Source organism: Bacillus sp. CR71, assembly GCF_003429245.1.
Classification (GTDB): domain Bacteria; phylum Bacillota; class Bacilli; order Bacillales; family Bacillaceae_G; genus Bacillus_A; species Bacillus_A thuringiensis_S.
In genome coordinates this window covers 5,035,646-5,054,503 of the sequence record NZ_CP031748.1, presented here as the reverse complement: position 1 = coordinate 5,054,503, position 18,858 = coordinate 5,035,646, and the positions used below count along the sequence as shown (strand labels likewise).

Below are 18,858 nucleotides of genomic sequence, written 5' to 3'. Positions count from 1 at the left end.
AAGAGTGAGCTATCGGTTTTGTACAGGACGTACTAAGTCGATAACTCGCTCTTTTCTTTTTACATATGTTTTAGGAGTGTCTCCACAAACTTTTCTAAATAGCGCTGATCTACTTCATCAAAACGATTTTTTTCAGGACTATCAATGTCAAGTACACCAATGACAGCTCCTTCTTTCACAATCGGTACAACGATTTCCGAATTAGAAGCACTATCGCAAGCGATGTGACCTGGGAATTGGTGAACGTCCGCTACAAGCTGAGTTGTTTTCGTTTCAGCTGCTACGCCGCAAACGCCTCGTCCAAATGGAATGCGTACGCAAGCAGGCATTCCTTGGAACGGTCCAAGGACAAGCTGATTTCCTTCTGTTACATAAAAGCCAACCCAATTAACGCGATCTAAAAATTGGTTTAATAATGCGGACGCATTTGATAAGTTTGCGACTACGTTTGATTCGCCAGTTAATAACGCATCCAGTTGTTTAATTACTGTCTCATATTGCTGCACGCGAGATCCTGCATAACTTTCTTTAGTAAACATGGAAACAGCTCCTTTTTTATCGAGATGTGTAAAATATTAGCAAAATACGATGTATTTCACATGACTTTGTCGATAGAAAATTAAAGGAATTTGTCTTAAAAGTCAAGAAATTTAAACTATAGCTGTTCATTGAGAGGAAGTGAGCGCATGAAGCAGACGAAACAAAAAGTAATTGATGCGGCAATATCGTTGTTTAATACGAAAGGTTATGATGGAACGTCGGTGCGAGACATTGCAAAGCGAGCGGATGTGAATGTAGCGAATATTTCATATTATTTTGCTGGGAAGCAAGGTTTATTAGAACAGCTTATTACTGATTTTTTAGAAGGTTATATTCATGTGATTGAAATTTCGTTTGAACAGAGAGAGTATTTGTCGACTAAAGATGTGATGGTGCAAATGGTGCGTGGGATGTTACGATATCAATTTGAAAATAGAGAACTAACACGTTTCTTCTACCGAGAGCTTTCGCTTGATACGACATTAATTCGTGAAGTGATGACCGTTTATTTTTCTAAAGAAAGATATTATATAGAGCAAATTATTAGGCAAGGACAAATAAAACAAGAATTTCAGAAAGTATCATTTACAATGTTTATGACGCAATTAAAAGGCATGATAAATATGCCGTTTTTATATCCACAATATATATCAGAAGTACTGCATTCTTTCCCGTCTGAGACATTTTTCATAGAAATGTACACGAAAGAGATTGAGCAATGGATGGAACAAGCATTATGTAAAGCGAATATGTACCATGAATGGCCAAGAGCTGTTCATATGTGAAGAATCCCCACCTAACGAACTGAGGTGGGGAGTTTTATGTTTATTTTTCTTTGCCATAAATTGTTACATAATAGCGCGATAATTGTTAACGTTGCTCCAGCGATTTCAATTTTATCGACTGTATAACCTCGAAAGATAGAACCGATCAGTGCAAGAATAGGAACTAAATTCATAAATAATATGCCGTTAATAGATGAAATATAGCGATTTCCCATATTCCAGCAAAATACAGCGATAACTCCTGCGATAATCGACATATAAAAGAGCTCAAAACGAACGCTCACAACTTTACGCAGTGACGGCATAGTAACTATATTTGTGTACGTTAAGAAAGTAACAATAACGATGAGTGAAATGGAGCCAAATAAACAAGTTAATGTCGTGTACCTAAGTGGTGACCAGGATTGAAAACGAGCACCTCCGTTTGTATAAATGACCCAGCAAGTAACGCCGCATAGCATTAATATGTTTGTCGATAAGTGGCTTGCAGCTCCAAATAATAAGTGAATATTTCCTTTTGAAATGACAAGCATCACACCAAGTAATGCAACGAACATACAAAGAAATGTGTAGTTTTGTGGGCGACGATTTTTCGTTACCCATTGCAGTGATAAGGCGATCAGTGGCATAAGAGACTGAATCATAGCTGCATGAATTGCTCCGGAAGGTCCAGCAAGTTGTTGTCCGTAGAAAACGAGAAAACCATATCCTGCGAAACCGACTGTCCCGTAAAAGAACAGAGAAAGTGTTCTTTTTTCTAAGCGGAGTGAAGTCTTCCCTTCAGTAATTAATAGCAAAATAAGAAAAATAATAGCTGCTGATCCATAGCGAATCGTTGTGAAGAAGAACGGATCGATAAATTGCAGAGCATTTGCCATTACAGGAAACATAAATCCCCAGGCAGTGACGGCGAGTAAGCATAGAAAGGATCCGAGTAGCATTTGTTTTTTGTTCAAGAGTATCTTTCCCCTTTGCATTTCGTTATAGTAAGTTGATGAAATAAGTATAAAGAGTAATTGTTTATAGGAGGAAATATCGATTTCTTATAACGGTTATAACTTTTTGTTAGAGGTGTGTACGATGGATTTGGAGGCAGTACGATCGTTTATCGAAGTGAAGCATACGCGAAGTTTATCAAAGGCAAGTAAAATTTTACATATATCTCAACCAGCGCTTAGTAAGCAAATTCGAAAGTTAGAAGCGGATTTAGAGGTTACTTTACTTAAGCGTTCTGCGCAAGGAGTGGAGTTAACGGAGGCAGGAGAGTTATTTATAAAAAGAATGCTACCGATTTTGGAACAAATAAATGAAGTGAAAACAGAAATGAGGGGGTATCAAGAGAACCGAAAGTTTTCAATTGGTATACTACCGAGTTTAGCAGAGCATTACATATTAGAGTGTAAAGATGTATTAGGTGATGAGCTCGAAGTAGAGTGGCAAATCGGACATACGGAAGTATTAAGAGATTTATTTAAAGCGCGGGAGATCGACGCGATGTTCATCGATTCAGTAGTAGAAGGTGCTACGTATATAAAAGAAGTGCAACAAGAGAAAATTGTTTGTGTCATTTCAAATAATCATCCGTATAAAGAGAAGAAAGTCATTCAAATAGAAGAGCTGCAAAATGAAAAATTAATTGTATATCCAGAAATATGCGATGTAAGGAAAATGATTATGAACATGTTTCATGAGATAGGTGTAAAACCAACTATAGCTGTGGAAACATCTTACGCAGAACCGATGCTTGCAATGGTAAAAGCTGGCCTTGGCATTACTTTACTTCCAGAAAGGGCAGTAGAGCAGTCTGTAAGGCAGGGAAATGTACATGGAATTTCTGTTGAACCACCACTCATGCGGAAAATTTATTTCGTATCTCATACGAAAGATTGTTTGTTATTACAATCATTTGAGGATAGGTAGTGAGGTAGGCGGAATATTGAGAAAGATTACAATCGCATTGAAAGAAACATGAAATTTTAAAAAAAACTAGGTCAAAAACAAGCCATTACATGGTATGATTAGTACATTGTTAGTTGTTAAATATAGGGGAATTCCCTTTTTATACATAATGCCTTCCATTTCATAAACGGAACGGACAAAAAAAGAGATATAACTAGGAGGCTTTTTTGCATGGATTCTATCCTGACGATCGTTATCATTGTAGTAAGCTCTATTCTAGTGCTGCTCATGATAGAGCTTGTGATAAGAAATCGTTCATATAAAGATATTGAAGCACTGGAGCAGTGGAAACAAGAGATAAAAGATAAACCTGTGGCAGATGAACTAAAACGGGTAAAAGATTTAAACATGACGGGTCAAACAGAAGAACTGTTTGGTAAATGGCGTGAAGAATGGGATGAAATTGTATCAACAACCCTTCCGAAAGCTGACAAAGATTTAGCGCAAGCGCGAAAATTCGCCTCGCAATTCTCCTTCCGAAAAGCAAAGCATGCGATGAACGAATCCATAAGTGGTTTAGATGACGCTGATAATCGTATTACAGGTGTTTTAAATGAATTACAGCAATTGTTAGAAAGCCATGAGAAAAATAGCTCGGAAATTGAAGGGTTACGTGATACATATCGTAGTATGAAAAAGAGTGTTCTTGCTCATAGACATATGTATGGGGCAGCAGAGCAGAAAATCGAAGAGATGCTAGACGCTGAATCTAATAAATTTAAAAGTTTTGAAGAAGCAACAGATAATGGTGACTACTTAAAAGCGAGAGAAATTGTTATTAGTTTAGAAGAAGGTTTAGCTGGTTTAGAAATCATTATTCACCAAATTCCAGATTTATTAGTAGAGTGTCAAGCGACGCTACCAGTTCAACTGGAAGATTTATTACAGGGTCATAATGATATGGTAAGACAAGGTTATGTATTAGAGTATTTGGAAGTCCCTAAAGAAGTTCGTGATATGACGACACAACTAAACACATGTTTAATGGATATACAGGAGCTTCATATAACAGAAGCGGCTGAAAAAGTGGAAGACTTAAAAACTCGTTTAGATGGTTTCTATGATCAACTTGAGCAAGAGGTGCATGCGAGACATTATGTGGAGCAAAAAACACTTTCTGTTTATGAAGACTTAGAAGAAATACGTATCGAAACGATTGAAACGAAAACAGAAACACAACTTGTGAAACAAAGCTATCAATTGCAAGATAAGGATATTGAATCTCAAAAAGTAATTGAAAAGCAAATGCACATTTTAACGAAACGTTTTGAAATGCTACAATTACGCGTTGCTGAACAAGATATTGCCTTCTCTATTATTCGTGAGGAACTAGAAGAGGTTTATGAGCAATGTGAAACGTTAAAAATACTTCATGCAGAATATAAAGAGATGCTGCAAACGATGCGTAAAGAAGAGTTTGAAGCGCGTGAGAAGTTACAAGAAATGCGAAATACTATTTTCGAAACGAAACGCTTTATGCAAAAGTCGAATTTGCCAGGTCTTCCAGAGAGTATTATGGAAGATTTAAAAAGAGGGCAAATGGCAATGCAAGCTGTATATGAACAATTAGAAGTGAAGCCGTTAAATATGAACGCTGTAAATAGCAGTTTAGAAGAAGCATACACAACTGTGAACGGTGTAGCTGAAATGACAGAAGAGTTAATTGGACAAGCGTATTTAGTTGAAAAATTAATTCAATACGGTAACCGTTACCGCAGTCATGATGAAAGCCTTGCAGAAAGCTTAAATTATGCGGAGAAATTATTCCGTGAATATCAATACGATGCAGCTTTAGAACAAGCAGCTTCTGTACTAGAGCAACTTGAACCTGGTGTTGTTCAAAAAATAGCTGAATATGTAGACAATGAACAAACCCTTTCATAAAGGGTTTGTTTTTTTGTGTAATTTTGCAGGCGATGTTGCTATAATGAATAGCGGAATACAGTAAGGTTATTCGTTTCAAAATAAAGTGAAACTGTAATCAGTGGGGGGGATTCATCCCCCACTGATTACTAGTTGAACCAATCGGGCATTTACGGGCAGTTGATCTCCTACCTAACTTCTTTGCTCTAGTTGAACTTTGAGGTGAGAGTCTTACTGCCCGTTAATGCGGGGTAAAGTGAAACTGTAATCAGTGGGGGGATCTCACTAATTATTATTATTCACTAATCGGGATAAAACGGAACCTTTGCGTAGTCTTAGCATAATGACACGTATTTATGATATGATTATATGATGTGATAGCGCTGAAAGGGGAAGAACCATGATCTATTTTGATAATAGTGCGACGACGAAGCCATATCCAGAAGCCCTTCAATCGTACGTGACGGTTGCTGGGAAATATTTTGGTAATCCTTCTTCTATTCATTCGCTTGGAGGAGAGGCAGAGCGTCTATTAACACAATCAAGAACGATTGCAGCGCAGCTTCTTCACGTTAAACCTTCTGAAATTATTTTCACATCAGGTGGAACGGAAGGAAACAACCTTGCGATTAAAGGGATAGCAATGAGGAATCGTTCGCGCGGCAAACATATCATTACAACAAATATTGAACACGCGTCTGTGTTTGAGGCATATAAGCAATTAGAAGAACTCGGATTTGATGTAACATATTTACCGGTTAACGAGCACGGTGTTGTATCGGTAGAGGATGTAAAACGAGCAATTCGTGAAGACACGATTCTTGTATCAATTATTCATGTGAACAACGAAACTGGAGCAATTCAGCCCGTTGCTGAAATTGGAACTTTATTATCGAATCATCCGAAAATAAGATTCCATGTAGATCATGTACAAGGGATAGGAAAAGTACCGCTTGATTTATATGCTTCTCATATTGATCTTTGCTCAATATCTGGACATAAATTCCACAGTGTAAAAGGAACGGGTCTTCTTTATATACGTGATGGCGTAAGATTAGATCCGATTTTATCAGGTGGTCAACAAGAGCTTAAGTATCGCTCTGGTACAGAGAATTTACCTGGCATTGTAGCGATGGTGAAAGCACTTCGCATGACAATGGAACAAGTGAAAGAAAAGGTAGCTCATTTGCAAGGTTTACAAGCGGAGCTTGTCAGCTTCTTTAAAGAGATGGAAGATGTGACGATTAATACATCGCTTGCATATGCAGCACCGCACATTTTAAATGTATCATTTGTTGGTTTAAAACCAGAAGTAGTCGTTCATGCTTTAGAAGAACACGGTGTATATGTGTCAACGAAATCAGCTTGTTCTTCAAAAGCAAATGAAGTAAGCAGAGTGTTAGTGTCGATGGGAGTGCCGCATGCAGCAGCTGCAAGCGCTATTCGTATTAGTTTGGCACCAGATAACACGATGGAAGAAGTAAAACAATTTGAAGGTATTGTAAAAGAGACAATGCCAAAATTATATGAAGTGATGAGGTAAAGAAATATGATGACATATGAATATATTTTAGTGCGTTACGGAGAAATGACGACAAAAGGTAAGAACCGTTCTAAATTTGTAAGCACATTAAAAGATAACGTGAAGTTCAAACTGAAAAAGTTCCCAAACATTAAAATTGATGCAACGCATGACCGTATGTACATCCAGTTAAACGGTGAAGATCATGAGGCAATCTCTGAAAGATTGAAAGACGTATTTGGTATTCATAAGTTTAACTTAGCGATGAAAGTACCATCAGAATTAGAAGACATTAAAAAAGGTGCATTAGCAGCTTTCTTACAAGTAAAAGATGATGTGAAAACATTTAAAATTACAGTGCATCGTTCTGATAAGCGCTTCCCAATGAAGACGATGGAGTTACTTCCAGAAATCGGTGGGCACATTTTAGAAAATACAGAGGATATAACAGTAGATGTTCATAATCCAGATGTGAATGTACGTATAGAAATTCGCAGTGGTTATAGTTATATTATGTGTGGTGAGCACATGGGAGCTGGCGGTTTACCAGTTGGCGTTGGTGGAAAAGTAATGGTACTTCTTTCTGGTGGTATTGATAGCCCGGTAGCAGCGTACTTAACGATGAAACGCGGCGTATCTGTGGAAGCAGTTCACTTCCATAGCCCACCTTTCACAAGTGAGCGTGCAAAACAAAAAGTAATCGATTTAGCACAAGGGTTAACGAAATACTGTAAACGTGTAACGCTGCACCTTGTTCCGTTTACAGAAGTGCAAAAAACGATTAATAAAGAAATCCCATCTAGCTATTCAATGACGGTTATGCGCCGTATGATGATGCGTATTACAGAGCAGATTGCTGAGGAGCGTAACGCACTTGCAATTACGACTGGTGAAAGTCTTGGACAAGTAGCAAGCCAAACATTAGATAGCATGCATACGATTAACGAAGTAACAAACTACCCAGTTATTCGTCCGCTTATTACGATGGATAAATTAGAAATTATTAAAATTGCTGAAGAAATCGGCACGTATGATATTTCAATTCGTCCATACGAAGATTGCTGTACAGTATTCACACCAGCTAGCCCGGCGACGAAGCCGAAGCGTGAAAAAGCAAATCGATTTGAAGCGAAATACGATTTCACACCGTTAATCGAAGAAGCTGTAGCGAACAAAGAAACAATGGTATTACAAACGGTTGAAGTAGTGGCGGAAGAAGAAAAATTTGAAGAACTTTTCTAAAACCATAAATTACCATATCTAAAACGTGTATGAAGTCATGTTGTTTATCACACTCTATACTCACAAGGAGGTGATACAACATGTCACGTAGCACAAATAAATTAGCGGTTCCTGGTGCTGAATCAGCATTAGACCAAATGAAATACGAAATCGCTCAAGAGTTTGGTGTTCAACTTGGAGCTGATGCAACAGCTCGCGCTAACGGTTCTGTTGGTGGTGAAATCACTAAACGTCTAGTTTCACTAGCTGAGCAACAATTAGGCGGTTACCAAAAATAATCCCATATGATGGCTTAGAAAGAGCGGGTTCTCTCGCTCTTTCTTTTTGTTGTTCATATTAGTATAAATTCATTTCGACAAAAGCATAAAAAAATTGTCAAAAGAAGAGGGTTCAAAATTTACTGAAAATTCTTTATTATATAAGGGAGGCATAAAGAAAAAGGAGGATGTTTATGAAGAGAGAGGAATTGTTGGCACCACCATCTTATAATTTAGTTTCAGAAATAGAGAAATATACAGACGATAAAGAGAAGCTTGCTTTAATTTGGCAAGATGATAAAGGGAATAGACGAGAAGTTACATATTTTGAATTAATGCAAGGTGCAAATAAAATTGGAAACGCTTTTATAAAAAGTGGCTTACAAAAAGGGGACAAGCTCCTTATTATGATGCCGCGTTTAATTGAAGCGTACATGACGTATATCGCTGCGATTAAAGCAGGATTTGTCGTAATTCCAAGTTCGGAAATGTTGCGTAAAAAAGATATCGAATATCGAATTGGACATGGCGAAGTAAAAGCGATAGTAAGCTATGAGCCGTACATTGGACAGTTTGATGATATAGAAGCAATGGAATCTCTTCAAAAATTCGTCCTGAGCGAGCAGTCAGTAGACGGATGGATCAATTTAAAAACAGCATTAGAAACAGAAAGTGACATGTTAGAAATGGCGAAAACAGATAAAGAAGATATGGTCTTTTTATCTTACACGTCAGGGACGACAGGAAACCCGAAAGGTGTCGTTCATACTCACGCGTGGGCATACGCTCATTTACGTACAAGCGCCCCGAATTGGCTCGGAATTGAAGAGAATGATGTTGTATGGGCAACGGCTAGTCCAGGGTGGCAAAAGTGGATTTGGAGCCCGTTTTTAGCAACTCTCGGTTCAGGGGCAACAGGATTTGTGTACAACGGCAAGTTTGAACCGAAAACGTATTTAAATTTATTAGACGATAATAAGGTGAATGTGCTTTGTTGTACACCGACTGAGTATAGATTAATGGCAAAGGTAGAAGATTTAAGCCAGTACAATTTAGAGGCGTTACATAGCGCTGTATCCGCAGGTGAGCCGTTAAATAGAGAAGTTATTGGAACGTTCCAAAAGCACTTTGATATTACAGTAAGAGACGGCTATGGGCAAACGGAAAATACACTACTTGTTGGTGTAATGAAAGGGATGGATATTAGACCAGGATCAATGGGGAAACCAACGCCAGGTAACCACGTCGATATCGTAAATGAGGAAGGTATTCCAGTTAAAGTAGGCGAAGTTGGTGATATTGCAGTTCACATTGAAACGCCGGCACTCTTTAAACAATATTATAAAGACGATGAGCGTACAGCGATGCAATTCCGCGGTGATTATTATATTACAGGTGATAAAGCGAAGAAAGATGAAGATGGCTACTTCTGGTTTGAAGGGCGTGGTGATGATATCATTATTAGCTCTGGTTATACAATCGGGCCGTTTGAAGTAGAGGATGCGCTTGTAAAACATCCTTACGTAAGAGAATGTGCGGTTGTCGCAAGTCCTGATGAAATTCGAGGAAGTGTCGTGAAGGCATTTATCGTATTAAGAGAGAATATAGAAAAGAACGAAGAAACATTAATTCCAACACTCCAACAACACGTCAAAGAACTCACTGCACCATATAAATACCCTCGCAAAATTGAATTTGTAGATGAACTACCAAAAACGATTTCTGGAAAAATTCGCCGTATTGAACTTAGAAAACAAGAGATGGAGATTCCGTCAAAATAATTTTGAAAACAGTGAAGTAAATAGTTGAATGAAATGCAAAACAATGATAATATAAAAACGAACACAAGTTCGATTTTATAAACTTAAAAAAGAGGTGTCCGTATGATTTTAGGTATTAATCCGTACTTAGTTTTAGATGGTAGTGGGCAAGAAGCTGTACAGTTTTATAAAGAGGCTTTAGATGCAAAAGTAGAAGTCATGCAAACTTTTGGTGACATGCCTGAAAATCCAGAATACCCGATTCCAGCTGAAGCGAAAGAGCGCGTTTTACACGCTACTTTAAAAGTTGGTAATACGGATCTTATGATTTCTGATACATTCCCAGGTCAAGGGCATGCAATCGGATCTCAAGTAACAATCGCAATTCAAATTAGTAATGCAGAAAAAGCAAAAGAAGTATTCGATAAGTTACAAGAAGGTGGAGAGGTTATCATGCCACTTCAAGAAACATTCTGGAGCCCAGCATACGGACAAGTAAAAGATAAATTTAATATTGAATGGCAAGTTACAACGTCTACTACTGAACAAAAGTAATTTTTAGAAAAGCACCATGTTTTGAAATGGTGCTTTTTTTTATACAATAAAATAAAGGAGATGGGATATATGAGAGAAATTTGGTATGGCGGCATCATTTACACAATGCGAGAAAAGAATGAAAAAGTAGAAGCTATTTATGTTGAAAATGGCATAATCGTTGATGCTGGGAGTAAGGAAGAATTAGAAAGTAGATATTCAAACGTTAAGTTGCAGGACCTAAAAGGAAAAACAATGATTCCGGGTCTCGTTGATAGCCATATGCATCTTATTGGGCATGGGGAGAGATTACTCCGTCTAGATTTATCAAATTGTACATCTTATGGTGAAGTGCTTACTCTTGTTCAGAAGCGAGTGGAAGAAGCACCAAAGGGATCTTGGGTTATTGGAGAAGGATGGAATGAAAATAACTTTACAGATACGAAAGATGTTCATGCGCGTGATTTAGATGAAATTTCGAAAGAACATCCCATTTTATTAAAGCGAGTTTGTCGTCACGTTACATGGGTGAATTCATACATATTGCAAGAAGCGAACATAACAGAAGCGACGCAAAATCCAAAAGGCGGGAAAATTGGCAGGGATTCATCAAATAAGTTAACAGGACTTTTATATGAACAAGGGCAAGAATTAATTAAACACGTTCAGCCAGAAATTGATGAAGCTTATTTACAAAGAGCTCTGCAAACAGCGATTAAAGATTGTTGGCAATATGGACTTGTTGGCGGGCATACGGAAGATTTAAATTACTATGGTGGCTTTAGAAAAACGCATAATGCGTTTTCTCACGTTATAAAAGAAATGCCATTTAAAGCACATTTGCTCGTTCATCATGAAGTAGCACAAGAACGAAAAGAATATGAAAATGAACATTATATTGAATTTGGGGCAATGAAAATTTTTTCTGACGGTTCTTTTGGCGGAAGAACAGCATTATTAAGTGAACCGTATGAAGATGCGAAGGAAACGAATGGGGTTGCAATTTTCTCACGTGAAGAACTTGCAGAATTAGTGAAGAAAGCACGAGACTTACATATGCCAGTTGCGATTCATACTATCGGTGACTTATCGCTTGAATATGTCATTAATGCACTCGAATTATATCCACCAGCAAAAGGGTTACGTGACCGTATTATTCATTGTCAGCTTGCTCGTGAAGAGTTGATTGAAAGAATGAAAAACTTGTCGGCTATTATCGATATACAGCCGGTCTTTCTTTCCTCAGATTTCCCGTCAGTCATTGAAAAACTAGGCGAGCGTCGTCTTCGTTATGCATACGCTTGGAAGACGTTACTGGAAGCAGGATTACGCTGCAACGGTGGGTCTGACGCACCAATTGAACAAGTGAATCCATTTTTAGGCATATATAGCGCTGTTACACGTAGAAGTTTTATTGACGATGTATGCTATATGCCTGAGGAAAGATTAACGGTATATGAGGCTGTTTCTCTATTTACAACAGGAAGTGCCTATGCAATCGGAAAAGAAGCGAAGCGAGGGCAAATTATAAAAGGATATGAAGCAGACTTTACGATATTAGACCGTAATATTTTTGAAATTGAGGCAGAAGAAATGAAAGAAGTACAAGCAGAAATGACCGTAATAGATGGCCAAGTTGTCTATAGAAAAGGTATGTAAAAATATATGAGCGATTATTGAAATATATCGACTTACCGACAAAAATAGTAACTAATAGTTAGAGAAATAAACAACCGCAGAATTATGGAATTCCATAATTCTGCGGTTATTTTAATTCTATAAAAACGTTCTTTGTACTTTTTCCCAGAAAGAGTTGTTTTTTAATTTAACTGTTTTAATTTGTTTATCGCTTAAGCGTACAACAGCTTTTTCCACTTGTTTAATGCTAAGCGCTTCGTTATCCATGCCGATAACAGGATAATCGTTACCGTCTGGTCTTAGTTTTAAAGTTAATGTACGTTCGTGATTTAAAATGAACGGTGAACCGAGCGTACGGTAAGTGTTGTTGTTTAAAGATGCTAGTTCGCTTACTTGGAAACATGGAATAAGTGGGTCAACAACTGCACCATGCAATGATTTATTGTAAGCTGTACTTCCTGTTGGGGTAGAAACTACTAAACCGTCCCCTCTAAATGTTTCGAAGTATAAATCATCAACGTGAACATCTACAACGAATGTTTTAATAATGCTAGAACGTAATGAGAACTCATTTAAACAATAGAAAGATGTACCATGATCTACATCTACCTGAATTGTTGGATATTTGCGCACTTCAATTTCATTTTTTGTAATTTCTTGAAGGGCTGTATCAATGTGATCAATGTGAAAATCGCAGTAGAACGAAGTTTCATCTTTCGTAGAAATCCCTGCGTATAAGCAATCTTCTCTAAAACCAGTTTTACGAACGGCTTGTAAGAAGGTTGCATCATCTCCAACACTGACGATAGCGTTTGCATTTTTTGGATGATCTAATATGGTAAATCCATTCTCTTCTAAAATACGATAGATTGGTTTCATTTTTTCAACGAGCGTTGCTTTGTCATCACCATAAAAGAAAAATAAATTGCGACGATCTGCCATTATGTATCCCTCCACTGCAGTTAAATTTTCTGTTTTTCGTGCTGCATATCATTAGAGTCCGTTCCCTGATGATATGTTCAAATAATATATTTCGATATAAATTGTCAAAATACCTTTTTATTTTTAGAAAAATTTTTATATTCAATCTTATAAAACTCTGTTTAACGATGAATAAACTTGTCGATAATGGGTATGGAGTGAAAGGATGATACGTATGAAGTGGCTCGTAATTGGAATAATAATTCTTCTCCTTTTTATTTTGCTTATACTATTGTCGAAAATATCGCTTAAGGTGACATTTTTATATTCAGAAATGGAAAAGCAATGTTTATTTCAAGTGAAAATATGGATGATTCGATATACATTTGATGTGTTGGAAAGAATTGAAAAACAGCAGAAAAAGACAGGACAGAAAATCGAAAAAGCTGAAGAGGACGGCGGACTAGATAATAAAATTATGGCGCAACTTGACAGTATTGGGGAACTGATAAAAAGGCTTCAAAAAGTTCATACTATCGTTAAAGATTTTCTCAAACGAGTGAAAATCAATGGTTGGAAATGGCATACGCAAATTGGAGCAGGCGACGCAGCTAGTACTGGAATTGTCACTGGATATGCATGGGGGACAAAAGGTATGGCTGCTGGAGTTGTCGGACAATATATGCATATTGTCGATGTACCAGAATTTGAAATTACTCCTGTTTTTCAAGGGAAGGGATTTGCATCAAGATGCGAGTTAACAGCATCTTTTCGTATATTCCGCACTATAAAAACAGCGATGAAATTGCTCATATTTATGAGGCAGCAAAAATCTGGTATGACAGAAAAATCTGTTCAAGCATAGGGGGGATATAGAATGGACCATCCAATTCAAGGTTTAATGACAACAGCAATGCAGCATTTAAAACAAATGACTGATGTAAATACAATTGTTGGTGACCCAATTAAAGCGGCAGATGGAAGTGTAATTCTTACTGTTTCGAAAGTAAGTTTCGGATTTGCTGCTGGTGGAAGTGAATTTGGTAGAGTAGAACATTCAGGCCGTCATCCATTTGGCGGGGGAAGTGGTGGAGGAGTTTCTATTAATCCTGTTGCCTTTCTTGTTATAAATGGAGATGGTGTGAAAGTATTGCACTTAGATAAACAAACACACGTCATCGATAAAATAATTGAATTAGCGCCACAAGCTGTTGATAAAGTGAAAGAAATGATGGATAAACGAAAAGAAGATGATCCTGAATTTCAAATTTAACGAATAAAGAAGCTAATCAATAGGTTAGCTTCTTTTATTTTTTTGTAAATAAAGCGATTTTATTTGCATTATCGATAGGGACAAACTATCATTTACATTGTACATATTTTGTTTAAATAAGGGAGGATTTTCAAGTGGCAAACGTAACTTTTAAAGGTAATCCAATGACTTTAGTTGGAACAGAAGTTAAAGTTGGCGATCAAGCGCCAAACTTCCAAGTATTAGCAAACGACTTATCTCCAGTAAGTTTAGAAACATACAAAGGCGAAGTAAAATTAATTAGTGTTGTACCTTCAATCGACACAGGTGTGTGTGATGCACAAACACGTCGTTTTAACCAAGATGCAGCAGGTATTGAAAACGCAAAAGTATTAACAATTAGCGCTGATTTACCATTCGCTCAAAAACGCTGGTGTGCAGCAAACGGTTTAGAAAATGTTGTAACACTTTCTGACCACCGTGACCTTTCATTCGGTGAAGCTTACGGCTTAGTAATGAAAGAACTTCGTTTACTTGCTCGTGCAGTATTCGTAGTAGATAGCAATGACAAAGTAGTTTACGTAGAATACGTAGGCGAAGGTACAAGCCATCCAAACTATGAAGCAGCATTAGAAGCAGCTAAATCTGCAAAGTAATGTGAAGGAAATGACCTCTTATAAAGAGGTCGTTTTTTCTCATATATCGCTACGTAACGGTGCCGATATATGAGAAAAAACGTTATATCATATATAACTTGAGAGGGAGCTCTTTACAGGAGGTCGCTTTTTCTTTTTGGAAAAAATCACTTTGTGGTATGATATAAGTTATGTGTAAAAGAGAGAAGGAGGAATGTACGTGAGTCAGACAGTGGAAACATTATTTTCTATTTTTGATTCTTCTGCGGTAGTTTTACGTAAAGAATTAGATGTGACATATTTAGAGGCGCTTGTAGAAACAGGTGATAACTTGTTTGAGGGAGCGATTTTACAAGAGGAATTATCCGAATCAGCAATTGAAAGGCTGAATCGTGAATATAGTACGTTTAATGAAGAAACATATAAAGGTGAAGAAATTCGTAAAGCATTTCAGTTAGCCATCTTAAAAGGAATGAAAGAAGGCGTACAAGCGAATCATGAAATGACGCCTGATGCAGTTGGGATGTTCATGAGTTACTTATTCCATAAATTTATGCAAGGTCAAAACGAAATTACAGTTTTAGATCCTGCAATTGGAACAGGAAATTTAATGACTACAGTGTTTAATAGCGCCAAAGAAGGACTAACAATGAGTGGATTTGGTGTAGAAGTGGATGAAGTGCTAATTAAACTTGCTTTAGTAAATGCAAATTTACAGAAGCATGCAATCGAATTCTTCCATCAAGATGGACTAGCACCACTTTATATCGATCCAGTTGATGCAGTCGTTTCAGACTTACCGATTGGTTACTATCCAAACGAAATCGGTGCCAGTGAATATAAATTAAAAGCAGATGAAGGAATGTCGTATGCTCATCACTTATTTATTGAACAAAGTGTGAAACATACGAAAGAGGGCGGGTACTTATTCTTCTTAGTACCAAACTTCATTTTTGAAAGTGACCAGGCACCGAAATTACATGCATTTATTAAAGAAACATGCTTTATTCAAGGGTTATTACAGCTTCCTGTTTCCATGTTTAAAAACGAGAAAAATGCAAAAAGTATATTTGTTCTCCAAAAGAAAGGCTCTAATGTAACAATGCCAAAACAGGCGTTATTAGTGGAGTTGCCTAAATTCTCTAACATGAAGGCGATGGAGAACATTATGGATCAATTAAATACTTGGTTTGCAACACATAAATAAAGCTGGGTATATGTAACAGAGTTAGTGATTCATGTAGTACAGTTTTATATAATATGTCATATTTTTAAATATATACTAGATTTAACTGAATTTTTTTGAAATCTGTAATATATATTTTTTCTTGGTGTTACAATTTTTTCACTTGAAATATATGTCGGACGATGTTTAAATTAAAATCGTGAGTATAAAATTTGCTAATGATGAAACGTTTTCATATTTAGTAAATTTGATTAGATAAAATCGAGCGGTTTGTGGAAACATCCACACAACTACCAAGAGAAAAAGGGGCGAAAGACTAGATGTCAAAAATCATCGCGATTAACGCAGGAAGCTCTTCCTTAAAATTCCAATTATTTGAAATGCCAAGTGAAACAGTATTAACAAAAGGTTTAGTAGAACGTATCGGTTTAGAAGATAGTATCTTCACTATTACTGTAGATGGCGAAAAACAAAAAGAAATTACAAACATCCCAGATCACGCAGTAGCAGTTAATATGCTTCTTAAAAAATTAACTGAAAACGGAATCGTTAAATCTCTAGATGAGATTGGCGGTATCGGTCACCGTGTTGTTCACGGCGGCGAAAAATTTGCTGACTCTGTTTTAATTACTGATGAAGTATTAGCTGATATCGAAGAATTAAGCGATTTAGCACCACTTCATAACCCAGCAAACGTTGTTGGTATTAAAGCATTCCGAGAAGTATTACCAAACGTACCAGCAGTAGCAGTATTCGATACAGCATTCCACCAAACAATGCCGGAATCTGCATTCCTATACAGCTTACCATATGAGTACTATGAAAAATTCGGCATCCGTAAATACGGTTTCCACGGAACTTCTCATAAATATGTAACTGAGCGTGCGGCTGAATTATTAGGTCGTCCAATTGAAAGCTTAAGCTTACTTTCTTGTCACTTAGGTAACGGTGCAAGTATCGCAGCAGTAGAAGGCGGTAAATCTATCGATACTTCTATGGGCTTCACTCCACTTGCTGGTGTAACAATGGGTACACGTTCTGGTAACCTTGACCCTGCGTTAATTCCATACATCATGGAAAAAACAGGCCAAACAGTAGAAGAAGTAGTTAACGTATTAAACAAGAAGAGTGGTATGTTAGGTCTTACTGGTTACTCTAGTGACCTACGTGACATCATTGCGAAAGAAGAAGAAGGCGACCACCGTGCGAAAGTAGCACTTGATGTATTCGTAAGCCGTATCCACAAATACATCGGTTCTTACACAGCTCGTATGAAAGGTGTAGACGCAATCATCTTTACAGCTGGTGTAGGTGAAAACAGTGCGATTATTCGTGAGCGCGTATTAGAAGGCCTTGAGTACATGGGCGTATACTTCGATGTAAAACGTAATAACGTATTCGGTGAAGAAGCATTCATCAGCTTCCCACACTCTCCAGTAAAAATTATCGTAATTCCAACTGACGAAGAAGTTATGATTGCTCGTGACGTACTACGTCTTGGAGATATTGGTTAATATATAAAAAGAAAGACGAGATCCTATAGGATTTCGTCTTTTTTCTTTTGGATGTATTTTAAAATTCCATCCGGATATAATATTTTTTCTTTCTGAATGAATGCCTTAATAGGAATCCATTTCGCATATGTTACTGCTTGCTCATCTTGTATATTTAATATTTCCATTTCATATAGTGAGGTGTCTAATAAACGCAAAGAATATAGTTGAATGATTTCATGACCAATGCCCCCATCTAGATGAAAGACATTTTCTAAGCAACCTAAATAATTGGTGATTTCTATCTCCGTATGAAGCTCTTCTGTAAACTCCCGAATAACAGTATGTGCTGATTTTTCACCAAGTTCAATGGAACCGCCAAGAGGACGATAATATGTTTCGCCTTCTGTATAATATTCTTGTACGAGAAGGCGATCTTGATGTACAGCAAGACCGAAAGCTTTTGCACGTGGATACATAATAGAATCACTCCTTATTTGTTTTGTATAAGGAAGATTATAATGTATGGTGTGATAAAAGTATTCTGTATTTAAGTGTGCGGTCTAACTGTAATTTCATCAAATAAGTCTTTCCAAAATGCTTCATTGTATTGGTATACATCCATAATCGGGCATTTCATAACGCAAGTATGTTGTAATCCCCAATCTTCTTGAGTGATAGTTGGTATATCGGCAGGAATTAGTAACAGGACAGAGAATGTATGTGTAATTATTTGAGATGAAATTTGTTCTAGGGAACATGCTTCTTCGTATGTTCCTCCAGTTCGAATAAATAATATGGATTCTGCCGTTTCAATTGTAGTTAGAAAACGATTAGTTCGATGTTCGTAGTTTAACTTAATTTCTGTATAAGAAGGCCAAGTAGTTGGTGTGTTTACATCTGTTTTAAAGTCATGACAGGAGTCAATTTCATAAAGGTTGCCCCTTCATCTTAATTTTGCATCATCATCCCAAAATGAGATGAAGGATAAATTTTCTTAATTTAAAAAGCGGTCAAATCGATTTTGGAATAATAAATTTACTTTCGCTAATGAAGGACTTAGCATAAAATCAATAACGCCAAAAAATGGTGATAATTCTAATTGATATAATGCCCAAGTAGGCCAGCAGTTTTTTCCTAAGCTGAATTCTGCGTTATAATTTTGTTTTAGATTGGATAGATTCATGTGAAGCATCTCATCCTTTTTGCTATTATTTTATGTCACTCATAAAGGGTATATAAAAAGAGATATACAAGCATATTTGTAAAGA

The 18,858-nt window shown here is 36.9% G+C and carries 18 protein-coding genes and 1 pseudogene; 14 read left to right on the top strand and 5 right to left on the bottom strand.

Annotated features, from left to right (window positions below):
• Positions 1-59: 59 nt before the first annotated feature.
• Positions 60-539, bottom strand: coding sequence for a GAF domain-containing protein (locus tag DOS87_RS25450; RefSeq protein ID WP_000494340.1), 480 nt, complete (start codon positions 537-539; stop codon positions 60-62).
• A gap of 147 nt (positions 540-686) precedes the next feature.
• On the opposite strand from DOS87_RS25450, the gene refZ reads away from it, so the two are divergent.
• Positions 687-1,325 carry a forespore capture DNA-binding protein RefZ gene (refZ, locus tag DOS87_RS25445; RefSeq protein WP_000814915.1) on the top strand — a complete coding sequence of 213 codons (639 nt, stop codon included), beginning with the start codon at positions 687-689 and terminating at the stop codon, positions 1,323-1,325.
• A gap of 11 nt (positions 1,326-1,336) precedes the next feature.
• Here refZ and DOS87_RS25440 read toward each other — a convergent pair whose 3' ends face one another.
• Positions 1,337-2,281: a DMT family transporter gene (locus DOS87_RS25440; protein ID WP_001036055.1), complete on the bottom strand. Its 945-nt coding sequence runs from the start codon at positions 2,279-2,281 to the stop codon at positions 1,337-1,339.
• A gap of 124 nt (positions 2,282-2,405) precedes the next feature.
• Here DOS87_RS25440 and DOS87_RS25435 point away from each other — a divergent pair, with 124 nt between their 5' ends.
• From DOS87_RS25435 to DOS87_RS25400, 8 genes are all read left to right on the top strand, one after another.
• Positions 2,406-3,245: a LysR family transcriptional regulator gene (locus DOS87_RS25435; protein ID WP_000362542.1), complete on the top strand. Its 840-nt coding sequence runs from the start codon at positions 2,406-2,408 to the stop codon at positions 3,243-3,245.
• A gap of 210 nt (positions 3,246-3,455) precedes the next feature.
• Positions 3,456-5,168 (top strand): septation ring formation regulator EzrA, encoded by a 1,713-nt coding sequence (gene ezrA / locus DOS87_RS25430; protein ID WP_000377314.1) that lies wholly within the window; start codon positions 3,456-3,458, stop codon positions 5,166-5,168.
• A 379-nt stretch (positions 5,169-5,547) separates the two neighbouring features.
• Complete coding sequence (locus DOS87_RS25425) at positions 5,548-6,690, top strand: cysteine desulfurase family protein (RefSeq protein WP_000638973.1); 1,143 nt, start codon at positions 5,548-5,550, stop codon at positions 6,688-6,690.
• A 6-nt stretch (positions 6,691-6,696) separates the two neighbouring features.
• Positions 6,697-7,911: a tRNA uracil 4-sulfurtransferase ThiI gene (gene thiI, locus DOS87_RS25420; RefSeq protein ID WP_000989272.1), complete on the top strand. Its 1,215-nt coding sequence runs from the start codon at positions 6,697-6,699 to the stop codon at positions 7,909-7,911.
• Between the two features lie 80 nt (positions 7,912-7,991).
• A complete protein-coding gene (locus tag DOS87_RS25415) occupies positions 7,992-8,189 on the top strand; it encodes an alpha/beta-type small acid-soluble spore protein (protein ID WP_000091640.1) in 198 nt (65 codons plus the stop codon).
• Between the two features lie 173 nt (positions 8,190-8,362).
• Positions 8,363-9,949 carry an acyl-CoA synthetase MbcS gene (gene mbcS, locus DOS87_RS25410; protein ID WP_000817728.1) on the top strand — a complete coding sequence of 529 codons (1,587 nt, stop codon included), beginning with the start codon at positions 8,363-8,365 and terminating at the stop codon, positions 9,947-9,949.
• Positions 9,950-10,051: 102 nt separating this feature from the next.
• The gene (locus tag DOS87_RS25405; protein WP_000600350.1) at positions 10,052-10,483 is read left to right on the top strand and encodes a VOC family protein; all 432 of its coding nucleotides are present in this window, start codon (positions 10,052-10,054) and stop codon (positions 10,481-10,483) included.
• A 69-nt stretch (positions 10,484-10,552) separates the two neighbouring features.
• Complete coding sequence (locus tag DOS87_RS25400) at positions 10,553-12,121, top strand: amidohydrolase (protein WP_001207086.1); 1,569 nt, start codon at positions 10,553-10,555, stop codon at positions 12,119-12,121.
• Positions 12,122-12,238: 117 nt separating this feature from the next.
• Here the strand turns inward: DOS87_RS25400 and DOS87_RS25395 are convergent, their stop codons facing one another.
• Positions 12,239-13,042 carry an NAD kinase gene (locus tag DOS87_RS25395; RefSeq protein WP_000785183.1) on the bottom strand — a complete coding sequence of 268 codons (804 nt, stop codon included), beginning with the start codon at positions 13,040-13,042 and terminating at the stop codon, positions 12,239-12,241.
• 205 nt (positions 13,043-13,247) lie between these two features.
• Here DOS87_RS25395 and DOS87_RS25390 point away from each other — a divergent pair, with 205 nt between their 5' ends.
• From DOS87_RS25390 to ackA, 5 genes are all read left to right on the top strand, one after another.
• Positions 13,248-13,886 (top strand): DUF2953 domain-containing protein, encoded by a 639-nt coding sequence (locus DOS87_RS25390; protein WP_000620652.1) that lies wholly within the window; start codon positions 13,248-13,250, stop codon positions 13,884-13,886.
• A gap of 12 nt (positions 13,887-13,898) precedes the next feature.
• A complete protein-coding gene (gene ytfJ / locus DOS87_RS25385) occupies positions 13,899-14,294 on the top strand; it encodes a GerW family sporulation protein (RefSeq protein ID WP_000350007.1) in 396 nt (131 codons plus the stop codon).
• A 134-nt stretch (positions 14,295-14,428) separates the two neighbouring features.
• A complete protein-coding gene (gene tpx / locus DOS87_RS25380; protein ID WP_000024527.1) occupies positions 14,429-14,929 on the top strand; it encodes a thiol peroxidase in 501 nt (166 codons plus the stop codon).
• 199 nt (positions 14,930-15,128) lie between these two features.
• Entirely contained in the window at positions 15,129-16,115 is a 987-nt protein-coding gene (locus tag DOS87_RS25375; RefSeq protein WP_000084365.1) for a class I SAM-dependent methyltransferase, read from the top strand.
• A 299-nt stretch (positions 16,116-16,414) separates the two neighbouring features.
• Positions 16,415-17,608, top strand: coding sequence for an acetate kinase (gene ackA / locus DOS87_RS25370; RefSeq protein WP_000034583.1), 1,194 nt, complete (start codon positions 16,415-16,417; stop codon positions 17,606-17,608).
• A gap of 23 nt (positions 17,609-17,631) precedes the next feature.
• Here the strand turns inward: ackA and DOS87_RS25365 are convergent, their stop codons facing one another.
• Both DOS87_RS25365 and DOS87_RS30390 read right to left on the bottom strand, forming a co-directional pair.
• Positions 17,632-18,066 carry an NUDIX hydrolase gene (locus DOS87_RS25365; protein WP_098578054.1) on the bottom strand — a complete coding sequence of 145 codons (435 nt, stop codon included), beginning with the start codon at positions 18,064-18,066 and terminating at the stop codon, positions 17,632-17,634.
• 71 nt (positions 18,067-18,137) lie between these two features.
• Positions 18,138-18,773, bottom strand: a pseudogene (locus DOS87_RS30390) (DUF1796 family putative cysteine peptidase).
• Positions 18,774-18,858 lie beyond the last annotated feature (85 nt).